Origin of the sequence: Mesorhizobium sp. LSJC269B00 (assembly GCF_000502815.1) — a bacterium.
GTDB lineage: Bacteria > Pseudomonadota > Alphaproteobacteria > Rhizobiales > Rhizobiaceae > Mesorhizobium.
Genome location: NZ_AYVN01000005.1, coordinates 442,340 through 465,818, shown reverse-complemented (window position 1 = coordinate 465,818; position 23,479 = coordinate 442,340). Strand labels below are relative to the sequence as shown.

The window sequence follows — 23,479 nt, the reverse complement described above, 5'->3', positions numbered from 1 at the left end:
CGGGCGACCTGGAGTGCCGTGGAGGAGCGCCTTGAGGCGCTCGCGCGGCGTTCGGTAATGTCTTAGACGCGGCGCTTCTTGCGCGGGCGGCAGCCATTGTGCGGGATCGGCGTCACATCACGGATCGAGGTGATGGTGAAGCCGGCCGCCTGCAGGGCGCGAAGCGCCGATTCACGACCGGAGCCGGGTCCGCAGACCTCGACTTCGAGCATGCGCATGCCGTGTTCCTGGGCCTTCTTGGCGACGTCTTCGGCAGCCATCTGGGCGGCAAACGGGGTCGACTTGCGCGAACCCTTGAAGCCCTGGGCACCGGCCGACGACCAGGCAATGGAATTGCCCTGCGCGTCGGTGATGGTGATCATCGTGTTGTTGAAGGTCGAATTGACGTGGGCAACGCCCGACGAGATGTTCTTGCGTTCGCGACGGCGAACACGAGCGGCTTCCTTGGCCATGATAGTCCTTTCAGTTGATCTCTACACCGCCGTAATGCCAGCGGCTCCACCTTTGAAAGCGAGTAGTGAGCAGGGACCAGCGAATAGGGAACCCCTACTCGCTAATAGCCACTCGCTATCGCTCACTTACTTCTTCTTGCCGGCGATCGACTTGGCCGGGCCCTTGCGGGTGCGTGCATTGGTGTGCGTGCGCTGGCCGCGAACCGGCAGCGAACGGCGGTGACGCAGACCGCGGTAGCAGCCGAGGTCCATGAGGCGCTTGATGTTCATCGACACTTCGCGGCGCAGGTCGCCTTCGACCTGGTAGTCGCGGTCGATGGTCTCGCGGATCTGCAGCACTTCCGCGTCCGTCAGCTGGTTGACGCGGCGCTCGGCCGGGATGCCGACCTTGTCGACGATCTCCTGGGCGAACTTCTTGCCAATGCCGTGAATGTACTGAAGCGCAATGACGACGCGCTTGTTGGTCGGAATGTTGACGCCGGCTATACGAGCCATATTCTTCTCTTCTCCATGTGGGACCGGCCGGCCTTCAAAACAAGGCATGCGCGGCGCTGTTCAAATTACCCCGCGTCCGGTGGAGGCCGGCCCTTGCGGGAGTTCCCTAGTTTCAATGCGGCTGCCTTGCCCTTGCGGACAAGCAAGCCTCATGCCTGATAGGAAGACGGGCCGCCATAACCCAGCGAACCGTTCCAGTCAAGCGCAATCTTTACTTTGCCGTAACGGTTTCCCGCGTCACCGCCGCGAGCAGCGCTTCAATCTCCGCCGTCACGGTGTCGACAGGGGCCATGCCGTCGACACTCCTAAGCGAGCGTTTGGCATAATAATAGCCGATCAGCGGCGCGGTCTTCTTGTAATATTCCCGCAGGCGCTCTTCGAACACCACCGGATTGTCGTCCTTGCGCACCGGCTGTCCGGCGGCCTTGGCGTCGTCGGCGCGCTTGACGATGCGGCCGACCAGCGCTTTGTCGTCGACGACGAACTCGATCACGGCATCGAGGCCAATGCCGCGCTCGGCGAGCATCGATTCAACCGCATCAGCCTGCACCAGCGTGCGCGGATAGCCGTCGAGAATGAAACCGTTGGTGCAATCGGGCTGATCGATGCGCTCGGCCACGATGGCGTTGACGATGGCGTCGGAAACCAGCTCGCCGGCATCCATCACCGCCTTGGCGCGCTTGCCGACTTCGGTGCCGGCCTGCACGGCCGCCCGCAGCATGTCACCCGTCGACAGCTGCGGTATGCCGTATTTTTCTACCAGTCTTTGTGCTTGCGTCCCCTTGCCCGCTCCTGGCGGCCCAAGCAATATCAATCTCATCTGGCCTTCTTCCCCCCGCGCAGCTTCGACTTCTTGATCAGGCCCTCATACTGGTGCGCGATCAGGTGACCCTGGATCTGCGCCACCGTATCGAGGGTTACACTGACCACGATCAGAAGCGATGTGCCACCGAGGTAGAATGGTACGCCAGTCGCCGAAATCAGGAACTCGGGCAGCAGGCACACCAGCACCAGATAGATGGCGCCGACGACGGTGATGCGCGTCAGGACATAGTCGATGTAATCGGCGGTGCGCTCACCCGGACGGTAGCCCGGAATGAAGCCGGAATGCTTCTTGAGCTGGTCGGCGGTGTCCTTCGGATTGAACACGATGGCCGTGTAGAAGAAGGCGAAGAACACGATCATTGCCGCATAGAACAGCATGTAGAGCGGCTGGCCGTGACCGAGCGAGGCGAGCACGGTGCTTGCCCAGGCCGGCAGGTTTGTCGTCTGCGAGAAGCCGGCGACCGTTGCCGGCAGCAAAAGCAGCGACGACGCGAAGATCGGCGGAATGACGCCCGACGTGTTGAGCTTCAGCGGCAGATGCGAGGTATCGCCCTGGAACATGCGGTTGCCGACCTGGCGCTTCGGATACTGGATCAGCAGGCGGCGCTGCGCGCGCTCGAAGAACACGATCAGCGCGATGACGATGATAGCCAGCACGATGATCGCGAGTATCAGCCCGGTCGATAGGGCGCCGGTGCGGCCGAGCTCCAGCGTGCCGGAGATGGCGCGCGGCAGGCCGGCGACGATGCCGGAAAAGATGATCAGCGAAATGCCGTTGCCGATGCCGCGGGCGGTGATCTGCTCGCCCAGCCACATCAGGAACATGGTTCCGCCAACCAGCGTGACGACGGTCGAGATGCGGAAGAACATGCCGGGATCATTGACGATGCCGTTGCCGCCTTCCAGGCCCACCGAAATGCCGTAGGCCTGCACCAGCGCCAGGAGTACCGTGCCGTAGCGCGTGTACTGGTTGATGACCTTGCGGCCCTGCTCGCCTTCCTTTTTCAGCGCTTCCAGCGACGGAATGACCGAGGTCATCAGCTGCATGATGATGGAGGCTGAGATGTAAGGCATGATGCCGAGCGCGAAGATCGCCATGCGCTGCACGGCGCCGCCGGCGAACATGTTGAACATGCCGAGCACGCCCTTGGCCTGCGAAGAGAAGGCCTGCGCGAATGCATCCGGATTGATGCCGGGCAGCGGGATATAGGTGCCGAGGCGATAGACGAGCAGCGCGCCGACGGTGAACCAGATTCGCTTCTTCAGGTCCTCCGCCTTGGCGAAAGCCGCAAAATTCAGATTCGAGGCTAGTTGTTCAGCAGCCGAAGCCATGCCTGATTCTCCGCTAGAGCATGATGCCGAAAAGTGTGAAGCGGTTTTCGGACAACGTCATGCGCTACTTCTTTGATTTGTATGTCACGCTCGATGCCCGCAGCTCAGGCGGCGCGTGGCACCGAAGCTCACGAGATAAGCTCCGGGCTCCAAACATGCAAGCGGCCGCGTTGACGCGGCCGCCTAATTGATCGGATCAAAGCGCAATCGTGAACAAAAACGGATACCGTTCCTGCCGACCGCGCTTCAAATTGCCGTTACTCCGCTGCCGCTTCCGGCAGCTTGACCGAACCGCCGGCCTTTTCGATCTTCTCGATCGCGGCCTTGGAGGCGCCGGCGACGTCGAAGGCAAGCTTTGCCTTGAGCTCGCCGTCCGAGAGGATGCGCACGCCGTCCTTGACGCGGCGGATGACGCCGGCGGCGACGAGTGCCTCGGCCGTCACGGTCGCCTTGGCGTCGAGCTTCTTGGCATCGAGCGCCGTCTGGATACGAGCCAGCGACACGACGACAAAGCTCTTGGCGAAGATGTTATTGAAGCCACGCTTCGGCAGGCGCCGATAGAGCGGCATCTGGCCGCCCTCGAAGCCGTTGATGGCAACGCCGGAGCGCGCCTTCTGGCCCTTGACGCCGCGACCGCCGGTCTTGCCCGAGCCGGAGCCGATGCCACGGCCGAGACGCTTCTTGGAGTGCGTCGCGCCGTCCTTGTCACGCAGATCGTTGAGTTTCATCTGGGTTCTCCTGCGCTTTTGCTCAGCCCTCGTCCACGACGCGGACGAGATGCTGGACGGCAGCGATCATGCCGCGCACCGAGGGAGTGTCCTCCAGCGTGCGCTGCTTGTGCATCTTGTTGAGGCCGAGGCCGACCAGCGTTGCGCGCTGTTCCTTCGGGCGGCGGATCGGCGAACCGATCTGCTCAACGGTGATGGTCTTGGTTGCTTTCTTGGCCATGGTCAAAATCCCTGGTCAGATCGACTATTCTTCGGCCGCAACGGCGGTGCCGCGGCGGGCCTGAAGGGTCGAATATTTGATGCCGCGCGCAGCAGCCACATCCTTGGGATGCATCTGGCTCTTCAGCGCGTCGAATGTGGCACGAACCATGTTGTAGGGGTTCGACGAACCCATCGACTTGGCGACCACGTCATGCATGCCGAGCGTCTCGAAGACAGCGCGCATCGGGCCGCCGGCGATGATGCCGGTACCCTGCTTGGCAGCGCGCAGCAGCACGCGTCCGGCGCCCCAGCGTCCTTCGACGTCGTGGTGCAGCGTGCGGCCCGAGCGCAGCGGCACGAAAATCATGTCGCGCTTGGCCGACTCGGTTGCCTTGCGGATCGCTTCCGGCACTTCGCGCGCCTTGCCGTGACCGAAGCCGACGCGGCCCTTCTGGTCGCCGACGACGACAAGTGCTGCAAAACCGAAGCGACGGCCGCCCTTGACGACCTTGGCGACGCGGTTGATGTGGACGAGCTTGTCCACCATGCCGTCATCGCGTTCTTCACGATCGCGGCCGCGGCCGCCATCCCTACGTTCCTGTGCCATATCCTGTTCCTTGTTCTTTTCCGGAAGCACGGTTGCTGATAAGATCCGGTGCGCCTCTTTGGGTCACCGGGGGCGAATTATTTTTCCTTGCATGATCTTGACCGAAAAGTCTGCAACTTTTTGCTGCGCTGACCTTCGGTTCGGAACAGGCAATTAGAAGCTCAGACCGCCTTCACGGGCAGCCTCGGCCAGCGCCTTGACGCGGCCGTGATAGATGTAGGCGCCGCGGTCGAAGACGACTTCCTTAACGCCGGCCTTCGAAGCGCGCTCGGCGATCAGCTTGCCAACAGCGGCTGCTGCCTCGGTGTCGGCGCCGGTCTTGAGCGAACCCTTGAGGTCCTTCTCGAGTGTCGATGCAGCCGCGATGGTATGGCCCTTGGCGTCGTCGATGACCTGCACGTAGATGTTCTTCGACGTGCGGTGAACCGAGAGACGCGGACGTTCGCCGGCGACCTTCTTGATCTGGCGGCGGACGCGCTGCGCGCGGCGCTGGATGGATTCCTTGGTAGCCATGATAGTCTTCCTTGCCTTCAAAAAACGGGGGCCGCCATGTGCGGTAGGCGAAAGCGCCTCCCGCGACTGCTCCCCGCGGCGTTGCACTTCTTTGGCCTGGCCTTTTCCGAAGAGTCTGCAACTTTTCGGGGCCAGGCCTACTACTTCTTCTTGCCTTCCTTGCGGACGATCTTCTCGCCGGCATAGCGGACACCCTTGCCCTTGTAGGGCTCGGGACCGCGATACTCGCGGATCTCGGCTGCAACCTGGCCGACCTGCTGCTTGTCGATGCCGGTCACCGTGATTTCCGTCGGCTTCGGCACAGTGATCGTGATGCCGGCCGGCGTCTCGTAAACGACGTCGTGGCTGAAGCCAAGCGCCAGCTGCAGGTTCTTGCCCTGGAGTGCCGCGCGATAGCCGACGCCGGTAATCTCGAGCTTCTTCTCGAAACCGTCCTTGACGCCCTGCAGGATGTTGACGATCTGCGTGCGCGACATGCCCCACTTGGAGCGGGCGGCCTTGGTCTGGTCGCGCGGCTGGACAGCGATTTCGCTGCCTTCCATCTTGACCAGCACTTCGTCGTTCACCACGAACTTCAGCTCGCCCTTGGGGCCCTTCGCCGTCACGGTCTGGCCGTTGACGGTCGCGGTCACGCCCTGCGGCAGCGAAACGGGTTTCTTTCCAATACGAGACATTTGGTTGTCCTCGTCACTTCTCTTGTTTCAGGTCTGCCGAATTAGAAAATCTGGCAGAGGATTTCGCCGCCGACATTCTGTTCGCGTGCTTCGTGATCGGCCATCACGCCCTTCGGCGTCGAAAGGATGGCGATGCCGAGGCCGTTGGCGACGTGCGGGATCGACTTGGCCGAGACGTAAACGCGGCGGCCAGGCTTCGAGACGCGGGCGATTTCGCGCACTACCGGAGCACCGTCGAAATACTTCAGCTCGATTTCGATTTCGGACTTGCCGTTGTCGAAGTCGGTCTGGCTGTAGTCGCGGATATAGCCTTCAGCCTTCAGCACGTCGAGGACGCGGGTACGCAGGCGCGAGGCCGGCGTCGAAACGCTCGACTTCTTGCGGCCATACGCGTTGCGGATGCGGGTCAGCATATCGCCGAGAGGATCGCTCAATGACATGTTATGTCCTCCTTACCAGCTCGACTTGACCAGGCCCGGGATCTGGCCGTTATTGCCGAGATCACGAAGCGCGATGCGCGATACTTTGAGCTTGCGATAGTAGGCGCGCGGACGGCCGGTAACTTCGCAGCGGTTGCGGATGCGGATCTTGGCCGAGTTGCGCGGCAGGGCAGCAAGCTTCAGCTGAGCGCGGAAACGCTCTTCCATCGGCTTGGACTGGTCCATGATGATCGCCTTGAGCGCTGCGCGCTTGGGACCGTACTGGTCGGCAAGCTTGCGGCGCCTGTTGTTCTTCTCGACTGAGCTGGTCTTTGCCATTTCAGATTTTTCCTTTTCTCGCTGCCGTTACTGGCGGAAGGGGAAGTTGAAGGCCTTGAGCAATGCCCTGGCTTCGTCGTCCGTCTTCGCAGTCGTACAAACGATGACGTCCATGCCCCAGATCTGATCAACCTTGTCGTAGTTGATCTCCGGGAACACGATGTGTTCCTTGATGCCCATGGCGTAGTTGCCACGGCCATCGAAGCTCTTCGGATTCAGTCCGCGAAAGTCGCGGACGCGCGGCAGTGCGATGTTCACGAGACGGTCGAGGAACTCGTACATGCGTTCCTTGCGCAGCGTGACCTTGGCGCCGATCGGCATCTTCTCGCGGACCTTGAAGCCGGCGATCGAATTACGGGCGCGGGTGACGACGGCCTTCTGGCCGGCGATCATCGCCAGGTCTTCGGCCGCGATCGAAGGCTTCTTCGAATCCGCGGTCGCTTCGCCGACGCCCATGTTCAGCACGATCTTGTCGATGCGCGGAACCTGCATCTCGTTCTCGTAGCCGAACTGCTCCTGCAGCGCCTTGCGGATGGTCTCGTTGTAGACCTGCTTGAGGCGCGGCGTGTTCTGGGCCTTGGACTGTTTGCTTTCAGCCTTGGGCTTCGTGGTTTGAGCCTTAGCCATTGATGACTTCTCCCGAGCGCTTGGCGACGCGCACCTTCTTGCCGTCCTTCTGGAAGATGAAGCCGACGCGGGTCGGCTTGCCATCCTTGGGGTCGGCGAGCGCGATGTTCGACAGCTGGATCGGCGCTTCCTTGGTGATGATCCCGCCCTCTTGGGACTGGGACTGCTTCTGGTGACGACGGATCATGTTGACGCCGCGCACCAGCGCGGTGTCTTCCTTCGGCTGAACCGAGAGGACTTCGCCCGAACGGCCCTTGTCCTTGCCGGCCAGCACGACGACCTTGTCGCCTTTTCTAATCTTTTGCATTGGTCCGGCTCCTTACAGCACTTCAGGCGCGAGCGAGATGATCTTCATGTGGTTCTTGGCGCGGAGTTCGCGCGGAACCGGTCCGAAGATACGCGTGCCGATCGGCTCTTTCTTGTTGTCGACGAGAACGGCCGCGTTCTTGTCGAAACGGATCACGCTGCCGTCCGGGCGGCGGATGTCCTTGGCCGTGCGAACCACGACCGCCTTCATCACATCGCCCTTCTTAACGCGGCCGCGCGGAATGGCTTCCTTGATCGACACCACGATGATGTCGCCTACGGAAGCGTATTTCCGCTTCGAGCCGCCCAGCACCTTGATGCACATGACACGACGGGCGCCGGAATTATCCGCGACGTCGAGGTTTGTTTGCATCTGAATCATGACTGGCCGCCTTCTTCTCTTCTAACGGGACGGGCTCAAAGCCCCTCCCCGGTCTGTCCAAAATTCGGTTTGTTACGCCTGGTCCGAAGACACGACGATCCAGCGCTTGTCCTTGGAAATCGGCTTCGATTCCTGGATGAACACCTGATCGCCGACCTTGTGGGCGTTGTTCTCGTCGTGCGCCTTGTACTTCTTGGTCATGCGCACGGTCTTCTTCATCACGGGATGCGTGAAGCGCCGTTCGACCTTGACGACTACCGTCTTCTCGTTCTTGTCGCTGACGACAGTGCCCTGCAGAATGCGCTTTGGCATGATTTTCGTCCTTAAGCCTTCTTGGCCGCGGACTTTTCCGCAGCGATGGTCTTGATACGCGCAATGTCCTTGCGAACCTGCCGCACGCGCGCGGTCTTCTCGAGCTGGCCGGTGGCCTTCTGGAAGCGCAGGTTGAACTGCTCCTTCTTCAGGCTGGCCAGATCGTCGGTCAGCTGGTCCTGGGTCTTGGTCCGGATGTCTTCGGCTTTCATGATCAGCCCGTCCTTATTCTGCGATGCGCTGTACGAAGCGCGTCCTGACCGAGAGCTTGGCCGCGCCGAGACGCAGCGCCTCACGGGCGGTTTCTTCGTTGACGCCGTCGATCTCGAACATGATGCGGCCCGGCTTGACGCGCGCCGCCCAGTAGTCGACAGCGCCCTTGCCCTTGCCCATGCGCACTTCGGTCGGCTTCGACGTCACCGGCACATCAGGGAAAATACGGATCCACACGCGGCCGGCACGCTTCATCTCACGAGTGATCGCGCGGCGGGCCGCCTCGATCTCACGCGCGGTGACGCGGTTCGGCTCAAGCGCCTTCAGCCCGAAACCACCGAAATCCAGGTTGGTGCCGCCCTTTGCGGTGCCATGGATACGGCCCTTGAACTGCTTGCGGAACTTTGTGCGCTTTGGCTGCAGCATCGTTCTAACTCCAAATTCCTAAATAATCAGGCGTTTTCGCGACGACGACCGCGTTCGCGATCGCCACCACCGCCATGCGCAGCATCACCCTCGGTCGCGCGACGCTCCGAAGCCATCGGATCGTGCTCGAGGATTTCGCCCTTGAACACCCAGACCTTGACGCCGCAGATGCCGTAAGCCGTATGCGCTTCGGCCGTGCCGTAGTCGACATCGGCGCGCAGCGTATGCAGCGGCACGCGGCCTTCGCGGTACCATTCCATGCGTGCAATCTCGGCGCCGCCGAGACGGCCGGCGCAGTTGATGCGGATGCCTTCGGCGCCCAGGCGCATGGCCGACTGAACGGCGCGCTTCATGGCGCGGCGGAACGCGATACGACGCTCGAGCTGCTGGGCGATCGACTGGGCGACCAGGGTCGCGTCGATTTCCGGCTTGCGCACTTCAACGATGTTCAAGTGCGTCTCGGACTTCGTCATCTCCATCAGCTTCTTGCGAAGCTTTTCGATGTCGGCGCCCTTCTTGCCGATGATCAGGCCCGGGCGCGCCGCATGGATGGTGACGCGGCACTTCTTGTGCGGGCGCTCGATCACGACCTTCGAAATCGCAGCCTGCTTGAGTTCCTTTTCAAGATATTTGCGGATCTTGATGTCCTCATGCAGCAGTTTGCCGTACTCGCCGGTGTTCGCGAACCAGCGCGAATCCCAGGTGCGGTTGATGCCGAGGCGCAGACCGATCGGATTGACTTTCTGGCCCATTATGCGGCCTCCCCTTTTTCTTCGACTTCACGAACGACGATCGTGAGGTGCGAGAACGGCTTTTCGATACGGCTGGCGCGACCGCGGCCACGAGCATGGAACCGCTTCATGACGATCGACTTGCCGACATAGGCTTCCGCCACGATCAGCGCATCGACGTCGAGGTCGTGGTTGTTTTCCGCGTTGGCGATCGCCGATTCCAGCGTCTTCTTGACCGTGCCGGAAATCCGCTTGGCCGAGAATTCGAGATCGGAAAGCGCTGTCGCGACCTTCTTGCCGCGGATCAGCGCGGCAACCAGGTTCAGCTTCTGCGGGCTGATACGGATCGTGCGCAGAACGGCGCGCGCTTCGTTGTCAGCAAGCCTGCGCGGAGCTTTGGCCTTGCCCATGATTATTTCCTCTTCGCCTTCTTATCCGCGCCGTGACCGTAATAGGTCCGGGTCGGAGCGAATTCACCGAACTTGTGACCGACCATGTCCTCGTTCACCGAGACGGGAACATGCTTCTGGCCGTTGTAGACACCGAAGGTGAAGCCGACGAACTGCGGCAGGATGGTGGAGCGACGGCTCCACATCTTGATCACCTCATTGCGACCACCTTCACGAACCTTGTCCACCTTCTTGAGAAGGTAGCCGTCGATGAAGGGGCCTTTCCAAATAGAACGAGTCACTTGGCGTTACCTCTTCTTAGCTCTTGCGCTGATGGCGCGAGCGCAGGATGAACTTGTCGGTCNCGGTCGCCTTGTTGGACCGCGTCTTCTTGCCCTTGGTCGGCTTGCCCCACGGGCTGACCGGATGACGGCCACCGGAGGTGCGGCCTTCACCACCGCCATGCGGATGGTCGACCGGGTTCATGGTCACGCCGCGATTGTGCGGGCGCTTGCCGCGCCAGACCGTGCGGCCGGCCTTGCCGTCGTTGATGTTGCCGTGGTCGGGGTTCGACACGGCGCCGACGGTGGCCATGCAGGAGCCGTGAACGACCCGCTGCTCGCCCGAGTTGAGGCGCAGGATCGCCATGCCCTGGTCGCGACCGACCAGCTGTCCGTAGCCACCTGCCGAGCGGGCAACCTGGGCGCCCTTGCCCGGCTTCAGCTCGATGTTATGGACGATCGTGCCGACCGGCATCGAGGCCAGCGGCATCGCATTGCCCGGCTTCACGTCGACCGATTCACCGGCCACGATCTTGTCGCCGGCGGCAAGGCGCTGCGGAGCGATGATGTAGGACAGCTCGCCATCGTCATACTTGATCAGCGCGATGAAGGCGGTGCGGTTCGGATCGTATTCAATGCGCTCGACCGTGCCGACGACGTCGAACTTGCGGCGCTTGAAGTCGATGATGCGGTACGAACGCTTATGACCGCCGCCGATGAAGCGGGCCGTGATGCGGCCGTGATTGTTGCGGCCGCCCGACTTGGTCAGGCCTTCGGTCAGTCCCTTGACGGGCTTGCCCTTGTAGAGGCCCGAGCGGTCGACGATGACCAACTGGCGGGTGCTCGGCGTTACCGGGTTGAATTTTTTAAGTGCCATGTTTGTTGTCCTCGCGGCCTAGCTCAGAGACCCGTCGCGACGTCGATCGACTGGCCGTCGGCCAGCGTCACAATCGCCTTCTTGACGTCGCTCTGGCGGCCGATCGTGCCGCGGAAGCGCTTGATCTTGCCCTTGCGGACAAGCGTGTTCACGGCCGTAACCTTGACGCCAAACAGCGCTTCGACAGCGGCCTTGATTTCCGGCTTCGACGCCTTCTTGGCGACGTTGAAAACAACCTGGTTGTTCTCGGAAGCCATGGTCGACTTTTCCGTGATCGCCGGCGAGACGATCACGTCGTAATGACGGAGGTCGGTCATTTAAAGCGCTCCTCGAGAGCCTCGACGGCGGCCTTCGAAAGGACCAGCGTGCCGCGGCGCAGAATGTCGTAGACGTTGATGCCCTGGATGGGCAGCACGTCGATGTTCGGGATGTTGGTCGCCGCCAGCTTGAAGTTCTGGTCAAGCTCGGCACCGCCGATCACCAAGGCGTTGGTCAGGCCCAGTGTCGCGAAATTCGCGATCAGCGCCTTCGTCTTGGCCTCGGTCAGCTTCAGCTCGTCGATGATGATGATCGACGCGCTCTTGGCCTTGGCCGAGAGAGCATGCCGCAAGCCCAGAGCGCGCACCTTCTTCGGCAGATCGTGCTCGTGGCTGCGAACGACCGGGCCGTGGGCCTTGCCGCCGCCGCGGAACTGCGGAGCGCGTGCCGAATGGTGACGGGCGCGGCCCGTACCCTTCTGCTTGTACATCTTAGCGCCGGTGCGCGCGATTTCGGCGCGGCCCTTGGCCTTGTGCGTGCCCTGCTGGCGCTTGGCCAGCTGCCAGCGCACGACGCGCTGCAGGATGTCCTCGCGCGGATCAAGGCCGAAAATCTCCTCGGAGAGTTTCACCTTGCCGGCGTCCTTGCCGCCAAGCGTTGTGATCTTGAGATCCATTATTCTGCTCCCTCTGCGGCCGGAGCCTCGTTCTTGGCGCCACTCTCGGCAGCAACGGCGCGGATCGCGGCAGGCTTCGGCGCATTGGCCGGCAGTGCCACCTTGGCCGCATCGCGGACCAGGATCCAGGCGCCCTTCGATCCGGGAACCGCACCGCGGATCAGGATCAGGCCGCGATCGGCGTCGGTCGAAACGATCTCGACATTCTGTGTGGTGACGCGGGTGTCGCCCATGTGGCCAGCCATATGCTTGCCCTTGAACACTTTGCCCGGGTCCTGACGCTGGCCGGTCGAACCGTGCGTACGGTGCGAAACCGAGTTACCGTGCGTCGCGCGGCCACCACCCATGTGATGGCGCTTGATGACGCCCTGGAAACCCTTGCCGATCGTCGTGCCCGTCACATCGACCTTCTGGCCGGCGACGAAGTGCTCGACGGTGATCTCGGCGCCGACATCGATCATGTTGTCGGCGGAGACGCGGAACTCGGCGACCTTCGCCTTCGGCTCGACGGAAGCGGTCGCGAAATGGCCGCGCATCGCCTTCGACGTGTTCTTCACCTTGGCAAGGCCAACGCCGAGCTGGACGGCCGTATAGCCGTTCTTCTCCTGCGTGCGCTGAGCCACGACCTGGCAGTTCTCCATCTGGAGAACGGTGACGGGAACATGTTCCCCGGCATCATTATAGATGCGGGTCATTCCCACCTTCTTTGCAATCACACCTGAACGCATCGGTTCAATTCCTTTAGAGTTCCGGGCCAGGGGCACCGCCCCTTACCGCGCTCTCATTCCCTTAGAGCTTGATCTCGACGTCGACACCGGCGGCCAGATCGAGCTTCATCAAAGCATCGACCGTCTGCGGGGTCGGATCGACGATGTCGAGCAGACGCTTGTGCGTGCGCATCTCGAACTGCTCGCGGCTCTTCTTGTCGACGTGAGGCGACCGGTTGACCGTGAACTTTTCGATCCGCGTCGGCAGCGGAATGGGGCCGCGGACGTTTGCTCCGGTGCGCTTGGCCGTCGACACGATTTCTTTCGTCGAGGCGTCAAGCACGCGGTGATCAAACGCCTTCAGGCGGATGCGGATATTCTGTCCGTTCATGCGTCACTTCCTTGTTCTGGCGCGGCGCGGGCAAATCCTGCGCCCGCGACAGATCGGTTTAAGTCTAAATTACTCTTTGATGGTGACGACGATGCCGGCACCGACGGTGCGGCCGCCTTCACGGATGGCGAAGCGCAGCTTCTCTTCCATGGCGATCGGCACGATCAGCTCGACATCGACCGTGATGTTGTCGCCGGGCATAACCATTTCCGTGCCTTCCGGCAGCGACACGATGCCGGTCACGTCGGTCGTGCGGAAGTAGAACTGCGGACGGTAGTTGGTGAAGAACGGCGTGTGACGGCCACCTTCGTCCTTGGTCAGGATGTAGGCTTCGGCCACGAACTTCTTGTGCGGCTTCACCGTACCGGGCTTGGCCAGAACCTGGCCGCGCTCGACGCCTTCACGATCAACGCCGCGCAGCAGCGCGCCGATGTTGTCGCCGGCCTGGCCCTGATCGAGCAGCTTGCGGAACATCTCGACGCCCGTGCAGGTCGTCTTGGTCGTCGGGCGGATGCCGATGATTTCCAGTTCCTCGCCGACCTTGACGATGCCGCGCTCGACGCGGCCGGTCACGACCGTGCCACGGCCCGAGATCGAGAACACGTCTTCGATCGGCATCAGGAACGGCTTGTCCAGCGGACGAACCGGCGTCGGGATATAGGCATCGACCGCAGCCATCANCTTCGATCGGCATCAGGAACGGCTTGTCCAGCGGACGAACCGGCGTCGGGATATAGGCATCGACCGCAGCCATCAACTCGCGGATCGCATCTTCGCCGATGGTCTTGTTGGAATCTTCCAGAGCAGCCAGCGCCGAACCCTTGACGATCGGAATGTCGTCGCCGGGGAACTCGTTCTTCGACAGAAGCTCGCGAACCTCNCTTCGATCGGCATCAGGAACGGCTTGTCCAGCGGACGAACCGGCGTCGGGATATAGGCATCGACCGCAGCCATCAGCTCGCGGATCGCGTCTTCGCCGATGGTCTTGTTGGAATCTTCGAGTGCTGCCAGCGCCGAACCCTTGACGATCGGAATGTCGTCGCCGGGGAACTCGTTCTTCGACAGAAGCTCGCGAACCTCGAGCTCGACCAGTTCGAGCAGCTCGGCATCGTCGACCTGGTCGACCTTGTTCAGGAACACCACGATCGACGGCACGCCGACCTGACGGGCAAGCAGGATGTGCTCGCGGGTCTGCGGCATCGGGCCGTCGGCGGCCGACACAACCAGGATCGCGCCGTCCATCTGCGCGGCGCCGGTGATCATGTTCTTCACATAGTCGGCGTGGCCGGGGCAGTCGACATGGGCATAATGGCGCGCTGCCGTCTCGTATTCGACGTGCGCCGTCGAAATCGTGATGCCGCGGGCCTTCTCTTCGGGCGCCGCATCGATCTGGTCGTAGCGCTTGTATTCGCCAAAATACTTCGTGATCGCCGCCGTCAGCGACGTCTTGCCATGATCGACATGGCCAATCGTGCCAATGTTCACATGAGGCTTGTTACGCTCGAATTTACCTTTTGCCATAGTCTCTTTCCTTGGACGGCCTTGACCTTCAGTTCAGTCGAATGCGGGGCGATTAGCGACTACGGCCGAAAAACACAAGTGCCTTGTGGCCGGGTGCGCTGTCCACTCGGTCTCAACCGATGATCCGATTGCGGGATGTGGCGCTGATATAGGAACGCGCGAGCGGAAATGAAATGGGGGCTGCGGGCTCCAGCACCTGTTTGCTATTCCCGCCCATGTCCTGTCCCGCCCATGTCCTGGCCTTTGCCTGCCGGATGTGCAGCCGGCGCCTGGCCCATTGCCGCTACGGCGGCGGTCTGATTTGGTTGCCCCATGCAATTCATACCGACCTCCATACGCGGCCCGCTGTTCATGATCGTTTCGACGGGGTCGTACCTCGTCAACGACACGATGATGAAACTCGCGACCGCGGGCTTGCCGTCCTATGAAGTGCTGTTCCTGCGCGGGGTCGCGGCCACGCTATGGGGCATGCCGCTGCTGTTCCTGCTGGGCTATGGCAGGCAGATTCCATTGATCTTCGACAAACGCGTGCAGCGCCGCAACCTGCTCGAGCTGGCGGCCATCCTTTGCTACGTCGTGGCGCTGGCCAACATGCAGATCGCCGATTCGACCGCGCTCGGGCAGATCACCCCGCTTTTGATGCTGGTCGGCTCCTCCATCCTGTTCGGCGAACGGATCGGCGGCGTGCGCATGGCGCTGATCGGGCTCGGCTTCATCGGTGCGCTTATGGTGGCCCAGCCGACCATGCAGGGCATCTCGGTCTATGCGTTGCTGGCGCTCGGCAACGCGGCATTGGCGGCGGCGCGCGATCTTGCCGGCAGGCGGGTCGCGGCCGAGGTGCCGGGCATGATCGTCGCCATTTCCGCCGTTGTGGTGGTGCTGATCGGCGCGGGCGCCGCGCATCTCGTTTCCGAGCGCTGGGTCATGCCGGAAGCCCGGCACCTGCTGCTCATGGCCGGCGCCGGATTCTTCCTGATCTTCGGCCATTTCTTCATCTTCATGNGCCGGAAGCCCGGCACCTGCTGCTCATGGCCGGCGCCGGATTCTTCCTGATCTTCGGCCATTTCTTCATCTTCATGGCCTATCGCGTCGGTCCGACCGGCGTGGTGGCGCCGTTCTACTACTGCTTCACCGTCTGGGCGGTCATCTCAGGCGTTCTGGTGTTCGGCCAGTTCCCGAATGCCCTGGCGGTCTGCGGCATCCTGCTGGTGGTCGCGAGCGGGCTGACCATCGTCTCGCTTGATGAACGCAAGCGCAGGCTGACCGTCGTCGCCTGACCTTCAAGTCAACGCGTCGAAGCAGGTTTGGCCGACCTGCGGTCGGCCAGTCGGCAGACTGGCGCCTAAAGCGTTCGCTTGCCGGAGAACTGGTGATAGGCCCACAGCACGACCACCGCGCCGATGATGGCGACGATCAGGCTCCAGATGTTGAGGCCGGTCACACCCGTGGCGCCAAAGGCGCTGAAGATCAGCCCTCCGACGATGGCGCCGACAATGCCGAGCACGATATCCATGATCAGGCCCTGGCCGGTCTTGTTGACGATCTTGCTGCCGATAAAGCCGGCGATGACGCCGAGGATGATCCAGCTGATAATGCCCATTTTTCCTCTCCATTCCCCGCCCGCCGATCATGGTCACATGATTGTCAAAAGCTCAAGCCAACTTGAAATTCCGCCCGCATGGTCCATTGTAGCCGGCGGGACGGGCTTGGTCGTTATGGAGGATTGACCTATGGGACTTTTTGACAACGCCGTGCCCGGCGGCAACATCACCAAACCGCTGATGATCGCGCTCGGCGCGCTGCTGGTGGGAAAGATGCTGAGCGGCAGAAGCGCCGAACAGACGAGTGCCGAAGAGACGGGCGAGCCCGCCCAGCCTCAAACGCCAGCCCCCACCGGAACCACGGCCTCAGGCGACGGCGGCCTGCTTGGCGGACTGGGCGGACTGCTCGACAAGCTCAAGAATGCCGGCCAAGGCAATGTTGCTGACTCATGGGTCGGCACCGGGCAGAACCAGCCGATCAACGCCAATGATCTGGGCAAGGCGATCGGCCCGCAGGTCATTCGAGAGATCGCGCAAAGGACCGGACTGGACGAGCAGGAGTTGCTCAAGCAATTGTCCACAGCCCTGCCCGGCATTGTCGACAGACTGACGCCGAACGGACAGGTGCCGCAGCAACACCAGGTCGCGTCCGCTTTCAACAGCTAGACTTCTGCGCCTGCATCACGCGCAAACACGCCCGGCACCGCCTTGCGGCTGTCGGGCGTTGCTCCGACCAGCGCGGCGAACCGCCTGGCAGTCGACGCATCGACCGGCGTGTAGACGGAAACCGAGAAATCACTGTCGCGGCCGCCCGGCTGCAGCGTGGCGAAATCGAAGGACATCGCGCCGGCGACAGGGTGCCGGATGGATTTCCGCCAGATCGGTGGCTCGGCGATGTCGCGGCTGTTCCAGCACGTGGCGAACGCTTCGCTTGCCGCTTCCAGTGACGAAACCAGCGCAGCCAGCACCGGATCGCGAGTCATGGCGACAGTGGCAAGCCGGAACTGCGCCGCCGCCGAGCGCGAAACCTCCGGCCAGTCGACAAAGCGCTGCCGCCATTCCAGGTCGAGAAACAGCCGGGCGAGCAGGCTGCCGGACCACTCATCATCCGTCTCGAAATCCCCAAGCAGCACCGCCGCCGGATGGTTACAGGCGACGACCTGCCAGTAGCGATTGACGACATATGCCGGGTGCGGCGCCAGCCCGTCGAGCAGGCTGAGCAACGGCGCGCTGGGCAGGCCTTGCGCGCCGAGCCGGTTTCGCCAATCGAGATCGGGCCGCGCCAATTGGAAGAGATAGGCCTGCTCCGACCGGCTCAGTCTCAGCACCCGCGCCAGCGAGCGAAGCACCTGCGGCGACGCGTTCACCTCCCGTCCCTGCTCGAGCCAGGTGTACCAGGTGGTGCTGATCCCCGCCTCGGCGGCGACCTCTTCGCGCCTGAGGCCCGGCGCCCGGCGGCGGCCATTGGCGCCATCGATCCGCGGCAAGCGGTCCCGCCGCTCGCGCAGGAAGCGGGCAAGCTCATCGTGCCGTGGGCCGTCGTATGGCATGCAGTCACCTCCGATACCAGTATAAGCTATAGTCTTGTACTACTTTAAAGGAAAGCTAGGTTGCGGGCGATCGAACATCAGCCCACGGGACTTCGACAATGAATGCGCTCAATGAAATCCGTCAGATCGACTACACCGTCATCTTCGCCCGCGACATGGCCGCCATGCGGCACTTCTACGGGGATGTGATGGAATTTGATCTGCAGCGCGAACTCGGCGACAGGTGGATCGAATATCGGGTCGGCCCGAACACGCTGGCCTTGACCAGCCTCGGCATGATGTTCAACGACACGCCGCAGCAGCGGGATGCGCTGTCGCTTCAGCTGGCATTCCGGGTGGCGCCGGAGATGGTCGCTGCTTGCGCCGAGGCGCTTCAGGCCAAGGGCGTGCAGCCGGTCCTGCCGCTCACCGACCAGGAATGGGGCCACAGGACAGTGTTCTTCCGCGATCCGGACGGCAACGTTGTCGAGATATTCGCTGAGATCTGATGCGGAGTGGGGAGTTTGGAGCGGGTAGCGGGAATCGAACCCGCATATTCAGCTTGGAAGGCTGCTGCTCTACCACTGAGCTATACCCGCATCGTCCTCAAGGTTCGCGGGCTGGCAGTGGTGGAGAGGGTTGGATTCGAACCAACGTAAGCTAAGCTAACGGATTTACAGTCCGTCCCCTTTAACCACTCGGGCACCTCTCCAGCCTGCCGTCGAAGCCTTGCAACGAGGCATTCTCGCCGATCAGGTCGAAACCAGGGTTTTGTCCGAAATCAGCGAAGCGCCTTATGGCGGCAAGGCCAGTGGGTGTCAACCGCACAGCAAGGCAAAATGCGCTGATTTTGACAGCTCACCCGGCAAGCCGGCTTTCTGCCTGTATCCATGGCCCGGCGACGCGGCTATAGAAGCCGGCCATGAGCAATGACAACACGTCCAAGACCGCCAAAGACACCCACTACGCCAAGCTGCGCCGCGCCCATCGCGACGAGAAGGCCGGCGGCGCGCCCGCCTTCCGGCCGCGCCAGCCGGTGCCGCCGGGCGAAAACGCCGCCGACGGGCTGGTCAGGCTCTATGGCCTGCATACGGTGCGCGCGGCGCTCGACAATCCGCGGCGGAAGATCCGTAACATGCTGGTGACGCGCAATGCCGCCGAGCGGCTGGCGATCGCCGACCTCGCCGCTTTGCCGTTCAAGGCCGAACTCGTCGAGCCCAAGGAGATCGACAAGATCACGGGTTCGGATGCCGTGCATCAGGGCGTGCTGATCGAAGCCGAACCGTTGAAGCCGAAACGCCTCGACACGCTCGGCGACACGAAACTGGTGCTGGTACTCGACCAGGTCACCGACCCGCACAATGTCGGCGCCATATTGCGCTCGGCGGTCGCCTTCGGCGCCGGCGCACTGATCACCACGGCCCGCCACAGCCCGCAGGAATCCGGCGTGCTGGCCAAATCCGCCTCCGGCGCACTGGAGCATATCGACCAGATCGAGGTGAAGAACCTGGCCGACGCGCTGGGACAGCTGCACGATGCCGGCTTCCAGACCATCGGCCTCGATTCGGACGGGCCGGCCGAACTCGAAACGGGTTTTTCAGGCGAGAAGATCGCGCTGGTGCTTGGCGCCGAAGGCAAGGGCCTGCGCCAGAAGACGCGCGAGACGGTGACCACGCTCGCCCGCCTCGACATGCCCGGCGCCATCCGCTCGCTCAACGTGTCGAATGCGGCGGCGGTGAGCCTTTATGCGGCACGGAAATTCCTTGGAGGGTGAATGGTGAAATAGTGAATGGAAAAGCGTTCTTACCGCAACTATTCACCATTCACTATTCACCCACTTCATGCCCCGCCATCCGCTCCAGCGCACGAACCAGCGCTGAGTGATCCTCTTTTGCCCCGCCATTCGCCGAGCATGAGTTGAACAGCTGCTGCGTCGTCGACGTATTGGGCAGCGAGACACCGAGTGCCTTGGCGCCTTCCAGCGCCAGATTGAGATCCTTCTGGTGCAGTTCGATGCGGAAGCCCGGCGCGAAGGCGCGCTTTATCATGCGCTCGCCATGCACCTCGAGGATGCGCGATGCCGCCAGCCCGCCCATCAGCGCCTGCCGGACCTTGGCGGGGTCGGCGCCGGCTTTTGCGGCAAAGACCAGCGCCTCGGCGACCGCCTCGATGGTCAGGGCCACGACGATCTGGTTGGCAACCTTGGTGGTCTGGCCGACGCCGTTCGGGCCGACAAGCGTGATGTTCTTGCCCATCTTTTCGAACACGGGCTTGGCGCGCTCGAACGCCTTGTCCTCGCCGCCGACCATGATGGTCAGCGACGCCGCCTTTGCGCCGACCTCGCCGCCCGACACCGGCGCGTCAAGATAGTCGCAGCCGAGATCGTTGATTTTCTTGGCGAAAACCTTGGTCTCGATCGGCGAGATCGAGCTCATGTCGATGACCAGCTTGCCCTTGCTCAGGCCGGAAGCGACACCGTTCTCGCCGAACAGCACCTCGGCTACCTGCGGGGTGTCGGGAACCATGGTGATGATGATATCCGCGGCCTTCGCCACTGCCGCGTGGCCGGTGATGCTTCTCAAGCCCTTGGCGACGAGATCGGCCGGCGGCTTCGAGCGGTGGTCGCTGGCAATGACGGCGTAGCCGGCATCCAGGAGATGCCCCGCCATCGGCGCGCCCATGATGCCAAGGCCGATGAAGCCGATGGTTTCCATTGTTGTCTCCTTCGTTGAGGCTGAGTTCCTTCGCGCCCCCCTCTGGCCTGCCGGCCATCTCCCCCACTTGTGGGGAGATTGGCAGTTCCGGCGCCTCGCTCACCCTGCAATGTTGGGAATTGACGAAAGCCGGGATGACGTCCGATCTTCCCACCTGTGGGGGAGATGGCCGGCAGGCCAGAGGGGGGCGCGAAGGAACGCGACTTCAATCGTAACAGCTAAGCCGCGGCACTCCCCTGCCCGTTAAGCTCCCGAAACCACCCCAGCCCAGCCTCCGTCCCCGCCTTCGGTTTGTATTCCGCTCCGACCCAGCCGGAATAGCCGATCCTGTCGATATGCTCGTAGAGGAAGGGATAATTGATCTCGCCCGTCCCCGGCTCGTGACGGCCGGGATTGTCCGCAAGCTGGATATGCGCGATGCGGCCGAGGTTGGCCTCGATGGTACGGGCGAGATCCCCCTCCATGATCTGCATGTGATAGATGTCGTATTGCAGGAACAGGTTCTTCGAGCCGACGCGGTCGATCATCGCCAGCGCATGGTTCGAATAGTTCAGGAAGAAGCCCGGGATATCGCGCGTGTTGATCGGCTCGATCAAAAGCCGGATGCCGGCCTGCTCCAGTTTCTCGGCTGCAAACGCCAGGTTTTCGGCAAAGGTATTTTCCAGCACCGAATGATCGACACCCTGCGGCGCGATGCCGGCGAGGCAATTGACCTGCTCGCAGCCCAGCGCATGGGCATAGCTGATCGCCTTGGCGATGCCTTGCCGGAATTCCGGCACGCGGTCGGGTAGCACCGCGATGCCGCGCTCACCCTTGCCCCAGTCGCCGGCCGGCAGGTTGAAAAGCACCTGGTTCAGGCCGTTCTTCTTCAGCCGGGCCGCGACCACGTCAGGCGTATGATCATAGGGGCCGATATATTCGACGCCCTTGAAGCCGGCGCGGGCTGCGGCATCGAAACGATCGAGGAACTCATGCTCGCCAAAGAGCATCGACAGATTGGCTGAAAAACGCGGCATTCTTTTTCTCCTTCTTCTGCTTGGCCCTAGGCGTGTTGAGATTCAGGTCGGGCAGAGTCGAAAACGGTGACTTTCGAGAACCGGAGCGGAACGTACTTTCTGTACGTGAGCACCGGAAGCGCAGGAAGGCGCCGTTTGCAGGCCTGTCTCACCTGAATATCGGCGCGCCTAATCGAGCAACACAATCGCCGTCGGCGCATCCTCATGGCTTTCGGCAAGGTCCTCGAATTCGGTGATCTTGTCGATTTCCGTGCCCATGGAAATGTTGGTGACGCGCTCGAGGATGAATTCGAGCACCACCGGCACCTGGTATTCCTTCATCAGCCGCTGCGCTTCCTTGAACGCGCCGGCGAACTCTTCCGGTTTGCGCACCCGGACCGCCTTGCAGCCCATCGCTTCTGCGACCGCGACATGGTCGACGCCGTAGCCGGCCTCCGGATCGTTGGCGCGGTTGACGTTCTCGAAGGCCAGGCTCACCTCGAAATCCATCGCAAAACCGCGCTGCGCCTGGCGGATCAGGCCGAGATAGGCATTGTTCACGACGACATGGATATACGGCAGTTTGTGCTGTGCGCCGGCCGCCAGTTCCTCGATCATGAACTGGAAGTCGTAGTCGCCCGACAGCGCCACGATGGTGCGATCCGGATCGGCGGCGCGCACGCCAAGCGCTGCCGGCAGCGTCCAGCCGAGCGGGCCGGCCTGGCCGCAATTGATCCAGTTGCGCGGCTTGTAGACATGCAGGAACTGCGCCCCGGCGATCTGCGAGAGGCCGATCGTGGTGACGTAGGTGGTGTCACGGCCGAACGACTTGTTCATCTCCTCATAGACGCGCTGCGGCTTCAGCGGCACCTGCTCGAAATGCGTCTTGCGCTTCATCGTCTTCTTGCGGGTCTGGCNGGGTCTGGCATTCCTTCGCCCAGCCCGACCAGTCGCGCAGCTTTCCTGCCGTCTTCCATTCGGTGGCGACGTCGAGCAGCATCTTTAGTGCCGCACCGGCGTCCGAGACGACGCCGAGATCCGGCGCGAACACCCGGCCGATCTGGGTCGGTTCGATGTCGACATGGATGAATTTCTTGCCCTTGGTGTAGACATCGACCGAACCGGTGTGGCGGTTGGCCCAGCGATTGCCGATGCCAAAGACGAAATCGGCTTCCAACATCGTCGCATTGCCGTAGCGATGCGAGGTCTGCAGCCCGCACATGCCGGCCATCAGCCGGTGATCGTCGGGGATCGCGCCCCAGCCCATTAGCGTCGGGATGACCGGCACGCCCGTTATCTCGGCAAATTCGATCAACAGATCCGACGCATCGGCGTTGATGATGCCGCCGCCGGCGACGATCAGCGGCTTTTCCGCGGCATTGAGCATCGCCAAGGCCTTTTCGGCCTGGGCGCGCGACATTGCCGGCTTGAACGGGACCAGCGGTTCATAGGCATCGATATCGAATTCGATCTCGGCCAATTGCACGTCGACCGGCAGGTCGATGAGCACCGGGCCCGGTCGCGACGAGCGCATCAGGTGAAATGCCTTCTGCAGCGCCATCGGCACGAGATAGGGCTCCATGACCGTGACCGCCCATTTGGCGACGGGTGCGGCTATGGCGGCGATATCGACCGCCTGGAAATCCTCCTTGTTGAGCCGTGCCCGCGGCGCCTGACCAGTGATGCACAGGATCGGGATGGAGTCCGCCGCCGCCGAATAGAGCCCGGTGACCATGTCGGTGCCGGCCGGGCCCGACGTGCCGATGCACAGCCCGATATTGCCTGATTTAGCTCTCGTGTAGCCCTCGGCCATATGCGAGGCCGCCTCGACATGGCGCGCCAGGATGTGGCGGATCGAGCCCCTCGCCTTCAGCGCCGAATAGAACGGATTGATCGCCGCGCCCGGCACGCCGAAGCCGCAGGAAACGCCTTCCTTTTCGAGAACGAGAACCGCTGCATCTACAGCGCGCATCCTGGCCATGTCCAGCCTCCGCAAATTGTTGGTCGACCGACAATGC

The 23,479-nt window shown here is 62.4% G+C and carries 34 protein-coding genes, 2 tRNA genes and 3 pseudogenes; 5 read left to right on the top strand and 34 right to left on the bottom strand.

All coding sequences use genetic code 11. From position 1 onward, the window contains the following. Positions 1-62 precede the first annotated feature (62 nt). The 27 genes and pseudogenes from rpsK to X771_RS0134125 form a co-directional block, all read right to left on the bottom strand. Positions 63-452, bottom strand: a complete 390-nt coding sequence (gene rpsK, locus X771_RS149500; RefSeq protein WP_006205444.1) for a 30S ribosomal protein S11 — start codon at positions 450-452, stop codon at positions 63-65. 126 nt (positions 453-578) lie between these two features. Next, positions 579-947 carry a 30S ribosomal protein S13 gene (rpsM, locus tag X771_RS149505; protein ID WP_006205445.1) on the bottom strand — a complete coding sequence of 123 codons (369 nt, stop codon included), beginning with the start codon at positions 945-947 and terminating at the stop codon, positions 579-581. Positions 948-1,158: 211 nt separating this feature from the next. Then, positions 1,159-1,767 carry an adenylate kinase gene (locus X771_RS149510; RefSeq protein ID WP_023688414.1) on the bottom strand — a complete coding sequence of 203 codons (609 nt, stop codon included), beginning with the start codon at positions 1,765-1,767 and terminating at the stop codon, positions 1,159-1,161. After that, on the bottom strand, positions 1,764-3,104 hold the full coding sequence (secY, locus tag X771_RS149515; RefSeq protein WP_023672761.1) for a preprotein translocase subunit SecY: 1,341 nt from the start codon (positions 3,102-3,104) through the stop codon (positions 1,764-1,766). The genes X771_RS149510 and secY overlap by 4 nt, the downstream gene beginning before the upstream one ends. 257 nt (positions 3,105-3,361) lie before the next feature. Further along, positions 3,362-3,832: a 50S ribosomal protein L15 gene (gene rplO, locus X771_RS149520; protein ID WP_023672760.1), complete on the bottom strand. Its 471-nt coding sequence runs from the start codon at positions 3,830-3,832 to the stop codon at positions 3,362-3,364. A gap of 22 nt (positions 3,833-3,854) precedes the next feature. After that, positions 3,855-4,052, bottom strand: a complete 198-nt coding sequence (rpmD, locus tag X771_RS149525; RefSeq protein ID WP_006205449.1) for a 50S ribosomal protein L30 — start codon at positions 4,050-4,052, stop codon at positions 3,855-3,857. 24 nt (positions 4,053-4,076) lie between these two features. Continuing rightward, the gene (gene rpsE / locus X771_RS149530) at positions 4,077-4,640 is read right to left on the bottom strand and encodes a 30S ribosomal protein S5 (protein ID WP_006333394.1); all 564 of its coding nucleotides are present in this window, start codon (positions 4,638-4,640) and stop codon (positions 4,077-4,079) included. Between the two features lie 153 nt (positions 4,641-4,793). Further along, on the bottom strand, positions 4,794-5,153 hold the full coding sequence (gene rplR, locus X771_RS149535) for a 50S ribosomal protein L18 (protein ID WP_023682602.1): 360 nt from the start codon (positions 5,151-5,153) through the stop codon (positions 4,794-4,796). Positions 5,154-5,293: 140 nt separating this feature from the next. Next, positions 5,294-5,827, bottom strand: coding sequence for a 50S ribosomal protein L6 (rplF, locus tag X771_RS149540; protein WP_023688413.1), 534 nt, complete (start codon positions 5,825-5,827; stop codon positions 5,294-5,296). 41 nt (positions 5,828-5,868) lie between these two features. Then, positions 5,869-6,267 (bottom strand): 30S ribosomal protein S8, encoded by a 399-nt coding sequence (gene rpsH / locus X771_RS149545; protein ID WP_006205453.1) that lies wholly within the window; start codon positions 6,265-6,267, stop codon positions 5,869-5,871. Positions 6,268-6,279: 12 nt separating this feature from the next. Then, positions 6,280-6,585 (bottom strand): 30S ribosomal protein S14, encoded by a 306-nt coding sequence (rpsN, locus tag X771_RS149550; protein ID WP_010909282.1) that lies wholly within the window; start codon positions 6,583-6,585, stop codon positions 6,280-6,282. A 27-nt stretch (positions 6,586-6,612) separates the two neighbouring features. Continuing rightward, positions 6,613-7,212, bottom strand: a complete 600-nt coding sequence (rplE, locus tag X771_RS149555; RefSeq protein ID WP_023672755.1) for a 50S ribosomal protein L5 — start codon at positions 7,210-7,212, stop codon at positions 6,613-6,615. Next, positions 7,205-7,519 carry a 50S ribosomal protein L24 gene (gene rplX, locus X771_RS149560; protein ID WP_013531428.1) on the bottom strand — a complete coding sequence of 105 codons (315 nt, stop codon included), beginning with the start codon at positions 7,517-7,519 and terminating at the stop codon, positions 7,205-7,207. The genes rplE and rplX overlap by 8 nt, the downstream gene beginning before the upstream one ends. A 12-nt stretch (positions 7,520-7,531) precedes the next feature. Further along, the gene (gene rplN, locus X771_RS149565) at positions 7,532-7,900 is read right to left on the bottom strand and encodes a 50S ribosomal protein L14 (protein ID WP_006205457.1); all 369 of its coding nucleotides are present in this window, start codon (positions 7,898-7,900) and stop codon (positions 7,532-7,534) included. Between the two features lie 72 nt (positions 7,901-7,972). After that, complete coding sequence (rpsQ, locus tag X771_RS149570) at positions 7,973-8,212, bottom strand: 30S ribosomal protein S17 (RefSeq protein WP_010909280.1); 240 nt, start codon at positions 8,210-8,212, stop codon at positions 7,973-7,975. A gap of 11 nt (positions 8,213-8,223) precedes the next feature. Then, complete coding sequence (rpmC, locus tag X771_RS149575) at positions 8,224-8,424, bottom strand: 50S ribosomal protein L29 (protein WP_006205459.1); 201 nt, start codon at positions 8,422-8,424, stop codon at positions 8,224-8,226. 13 nt (positions 8,425-8,437) lie between these two features. Beyond that, positions 8,438-8,851: a 50S ribosomal protein L16 gene (rplP, locus tag X771_RS149580; RefSeq protein WP_006205460.1), complete on the bottom strand. Its 414-nt coding sequence runs from the start codon at positions 8,849-8,851 to the stop codon at positions 8,438-8,440. A gap of 26 nt (positions 8,852-8,877) precedes the next feature. Next, on the bottom strand, positions 8,878-9,603 hold the full coding sequence (gene rpsC / locus X771_RS149585; RefSeq protein WP_023672753.1) for a 30S ribosomal protein S3: 726 nt from the start codon (positions 9,601-9,603) through the stop codon (positions 8,878-8,880). After that, positions 9,603-9,992 (bottom strand): 50S ribosomal protein L22, encoded by a 390-nt coding sequence (rplV, locus tag X771_RS149590; protein WP_006205462.1) that lies wholly within the window; start codon positions 9,990-9,992, stop codon positions 9,603-9,605. Before rplV ends, rpsC begins: the two co-directional genes overlap by 1 nt. 2 nt (positions 9,993-9,994) lie before the next feature. Then, positions 9,995-10,273: a 30S ribosomal protein S19 gene (gene rpsS / locus X771_RS149595; protein ID WP_006205463.1), complete on the bottom strand. Its 279-nt coding sequence runs from the start codon at positions 10,271-10,273 to the stop codon at positions 9,995-9,997. A 16-nt stretch (positions 10,274-10,289) separates the two neighbouring features. Continuing rightward, positions 10,290-11,129, bottom strand: coding sequence for a 50S ribosomal protein L2 (rplB, locus tag X771_RS149600; RefSeq protein ID WP_023688412.1), 840 nt, complete (start codon positions 11,127-11,129; stop codon positions 10,290-10,292). A gap of 23 nt (positions 11,130-11,152) precedes the next feature. Continuing rightward, a complete protein-coding gene (locus X771_RS149605; protein ID WP_023672751.1) occupies positions 11,153-11,446 on the bottom strand; it encodes a 50S ribosomal protein L23 in 294 nt (97 codons plus the stop codon). Further along, a complete protein-coding gene (rplD, locus tag X771_RS149610) occupies positions 11,443-12,063 on the bottom strand; it encodes a 50S ribosomal protein L4 (RefSeq protein WP_023672750.1) in 621 nt (206 codons plus the stop codon). The genes X771_RS149605 and rplD overlap by 4 nt, the downstream gene beginning before the upstream one ends. Then, positions 12,063-12,791, bottom strand: coding sequence for a 50S ribosomal protein L3 (rplC, locus tag X771_RS149615; RefSeq protein WP_023682606.1), 729 nt, complete (start codon positions 12,789-12,791; stop codon positions 12,063-12,065). Before rplC ends, rplD begins: the two co-directional genes overlap by 1 nt. Before the next feature lie 61 nt (positions 12,792-12,852). Beyond that, the gene (gene rpsJ / locus X771_RS149620) at positions 12,853-13,161 is read right to left on the bottom strand and encodes a 30S ribosomal protein S10 (RefSeq protein ID WP_010909272.1); all 309 of its coding nucleotides are present in this window, start codon (positions 13,159-13,161) and stop codon (positions 12,853-12,855) included. 69 nt (positions 13,162-13,230) lie between these two features. Continuing rightward, positions 13,231-13,839: pseudogene (locus X771_RS01000000165060) on the bottom strand (EF-Tu/IF-2/RF-3 family GTPase); the annotation flags it as partial. Between the two features lie 204 nt (positions 13,840-14,043). Continuing rightward, positions 14,044-14,682 (bottom strand): annotated as a pseudogene (locus tag X771_RS0134125) (GTP-binding protein); the annotation flags it as partial. A gap of 312 nt (positions 14,683-14,994) precedes the next feature. On the opposite strand from X771_RS0134125, the gene X771_RS01000000165055 reads away from it, so the two are divergent. Continuing rightward, entirely contained in the window at positions 14,995-15,735 is a 741-nt protein-coding gene (locus X771_RS01000000165055) for a DMT family transporter (RefSeq protein WP_245262626.1), read from the top strand. Further along, positions 15,711-15,959, top strand: coding sequence for a hypothetical protein (locus X771_RS1000000169205; RefSeq protein WP_245262625.1), 249 nt, complete (start codon positions 15,711-15,713; stop codon positions 15,957-15,959). The genes X771_RS01000000165055 and X771_RS1000000169205 overlap by 25 nt, the downstream gene beginning before the upstream one ends. A gap of 65 nt (positions 15,960-16,024) precedes the next feature. On the opposite strand, the gene X771_RS149625 is transcribed toward X771_RS1000000169205, so the two are convergent. Next, positions 16,025-16,282: a GlsB/YeaQ/YmgE family stress response membrane protein gene (locus X771_RS149625; RefSeq protein ID WP_023688411.1), complete on the bottom strand. Its 258-nt coding sequence runs from the start codon at positions 16,280-16,282 to the stop codon at positions 16,025-16,027. A 130-nt stretch (positions 16,283-16,412) separates the two neighbouring features. Here X771_RS149625 and X771_RS149630 point away from each other — a divergent pair, with 130 nt between their 5' ends. Then, a complete protein-coding gene (locus X771_RS149630) occupies positions 16,413-16,889 on the top strand; it encodes a YidB family protein (protein ID WP_023667447.1) in 477 nt (158 codons plus the stop codon). Here the strand turns inward: X771_RS149630 and X771_RS149635 are convergent. Further along, positions 16,886-17,773, bottom strand: a complete 888-nt coding sequence (locus X771_RS149635; RefSeq protein ID WP_023688410.1) for a helix-turn-helix transcriptional regulator — start codon at positions 17,771-17,773, stop codon at positions 16,886-16,888. The genes X771_RS149630 and X771_RS149635 overlap by 4 nt on opposite strands. A 98-nt stretch (positions 17,774-17,871) precedes the next feature. Between X771_RS149635 and X771_RS149640 the strand changes: the two genes are divergently transcribed. Then, entirely contained in the window at positions 17,872-18,261 is a 390-nt protein-coding gene (locus X771_RS149640; protein ID WP_023688409.1) for a VOC family protein, read from the top strand. A 16-nt stretch (positions 18,262-18,277) separates the two neighbouring features. Here X771_RS149640 and X771_RS149645 read toward each other — a convergent pair. Continuing rightward, positions 18,278-18,351, bottom strand: a tRNA-Gly gene (locus tag X771_RS149645). Between the two features lie 28 nt (positions 18,352-18,379). Continuing rightward, positions 18,380-18,464: transfer RNA gene (locus X771_RS149650), tRNA-Tyr, on the bottom strand. A 210-nt stretch (positions 18,465-18,674) separates the two neighbouring features. Here X771_RS149650 and X771_RS149655 point away from each other — a divergent pair. Beyond that, positions 18,675-19,526 (top strand): RNA methyltransferase, encoded by an 852-nt coding sequence (locus X771_RS149655; protein WP_023688408.1) that lies wholly within the window; start codon positions 18,675-18,677, stop codon positions 19,524-19,526. 52 nt (positions 19,527-19,578) lie between these two features. Here the strand turns inward: X771_RS149655 and X771_RS149660 are convergent, their stop codons facing one another. The 3 genes and pseudogenes from X771_RS149660 to gcl form a co-directional block, all read right to left on the bottom strand. After that, entirely contained in the window at positions 19,579-20,466 is an 888-nt protein-coding gene (locus X771_RS149660) for a 2-hydroxy-3-oxopropionate reductase (RefSeq protein ID WP_023688407.1), read from the bottom strand. A gap of 218 nt (positions 20,467-20,684) precedes the next feature. After that, positions 20,685-21,482 carry a hydroxypyruvate isomerase gene (hyi, locus tag X771_RS149665; RefSeq protein WP_023688406.1) on the bottom strand — a complete coding sequence of 266 codons (798 nt, stop codon included), beginning with the start codon at positions 21,480-21,482 and terminating at the stop codon, positions 20,685-20,687. Positions 21,483-21,650: 168 nt separating this feature from the next. Further along, positions 21,651-23,442, bottom strand: a pseudogene (gcl, locus tag X771_RS01000000165050) (glyoxylate carboligase). Positions 23,443-23,479: the final 37 nt, after the last annotated feature.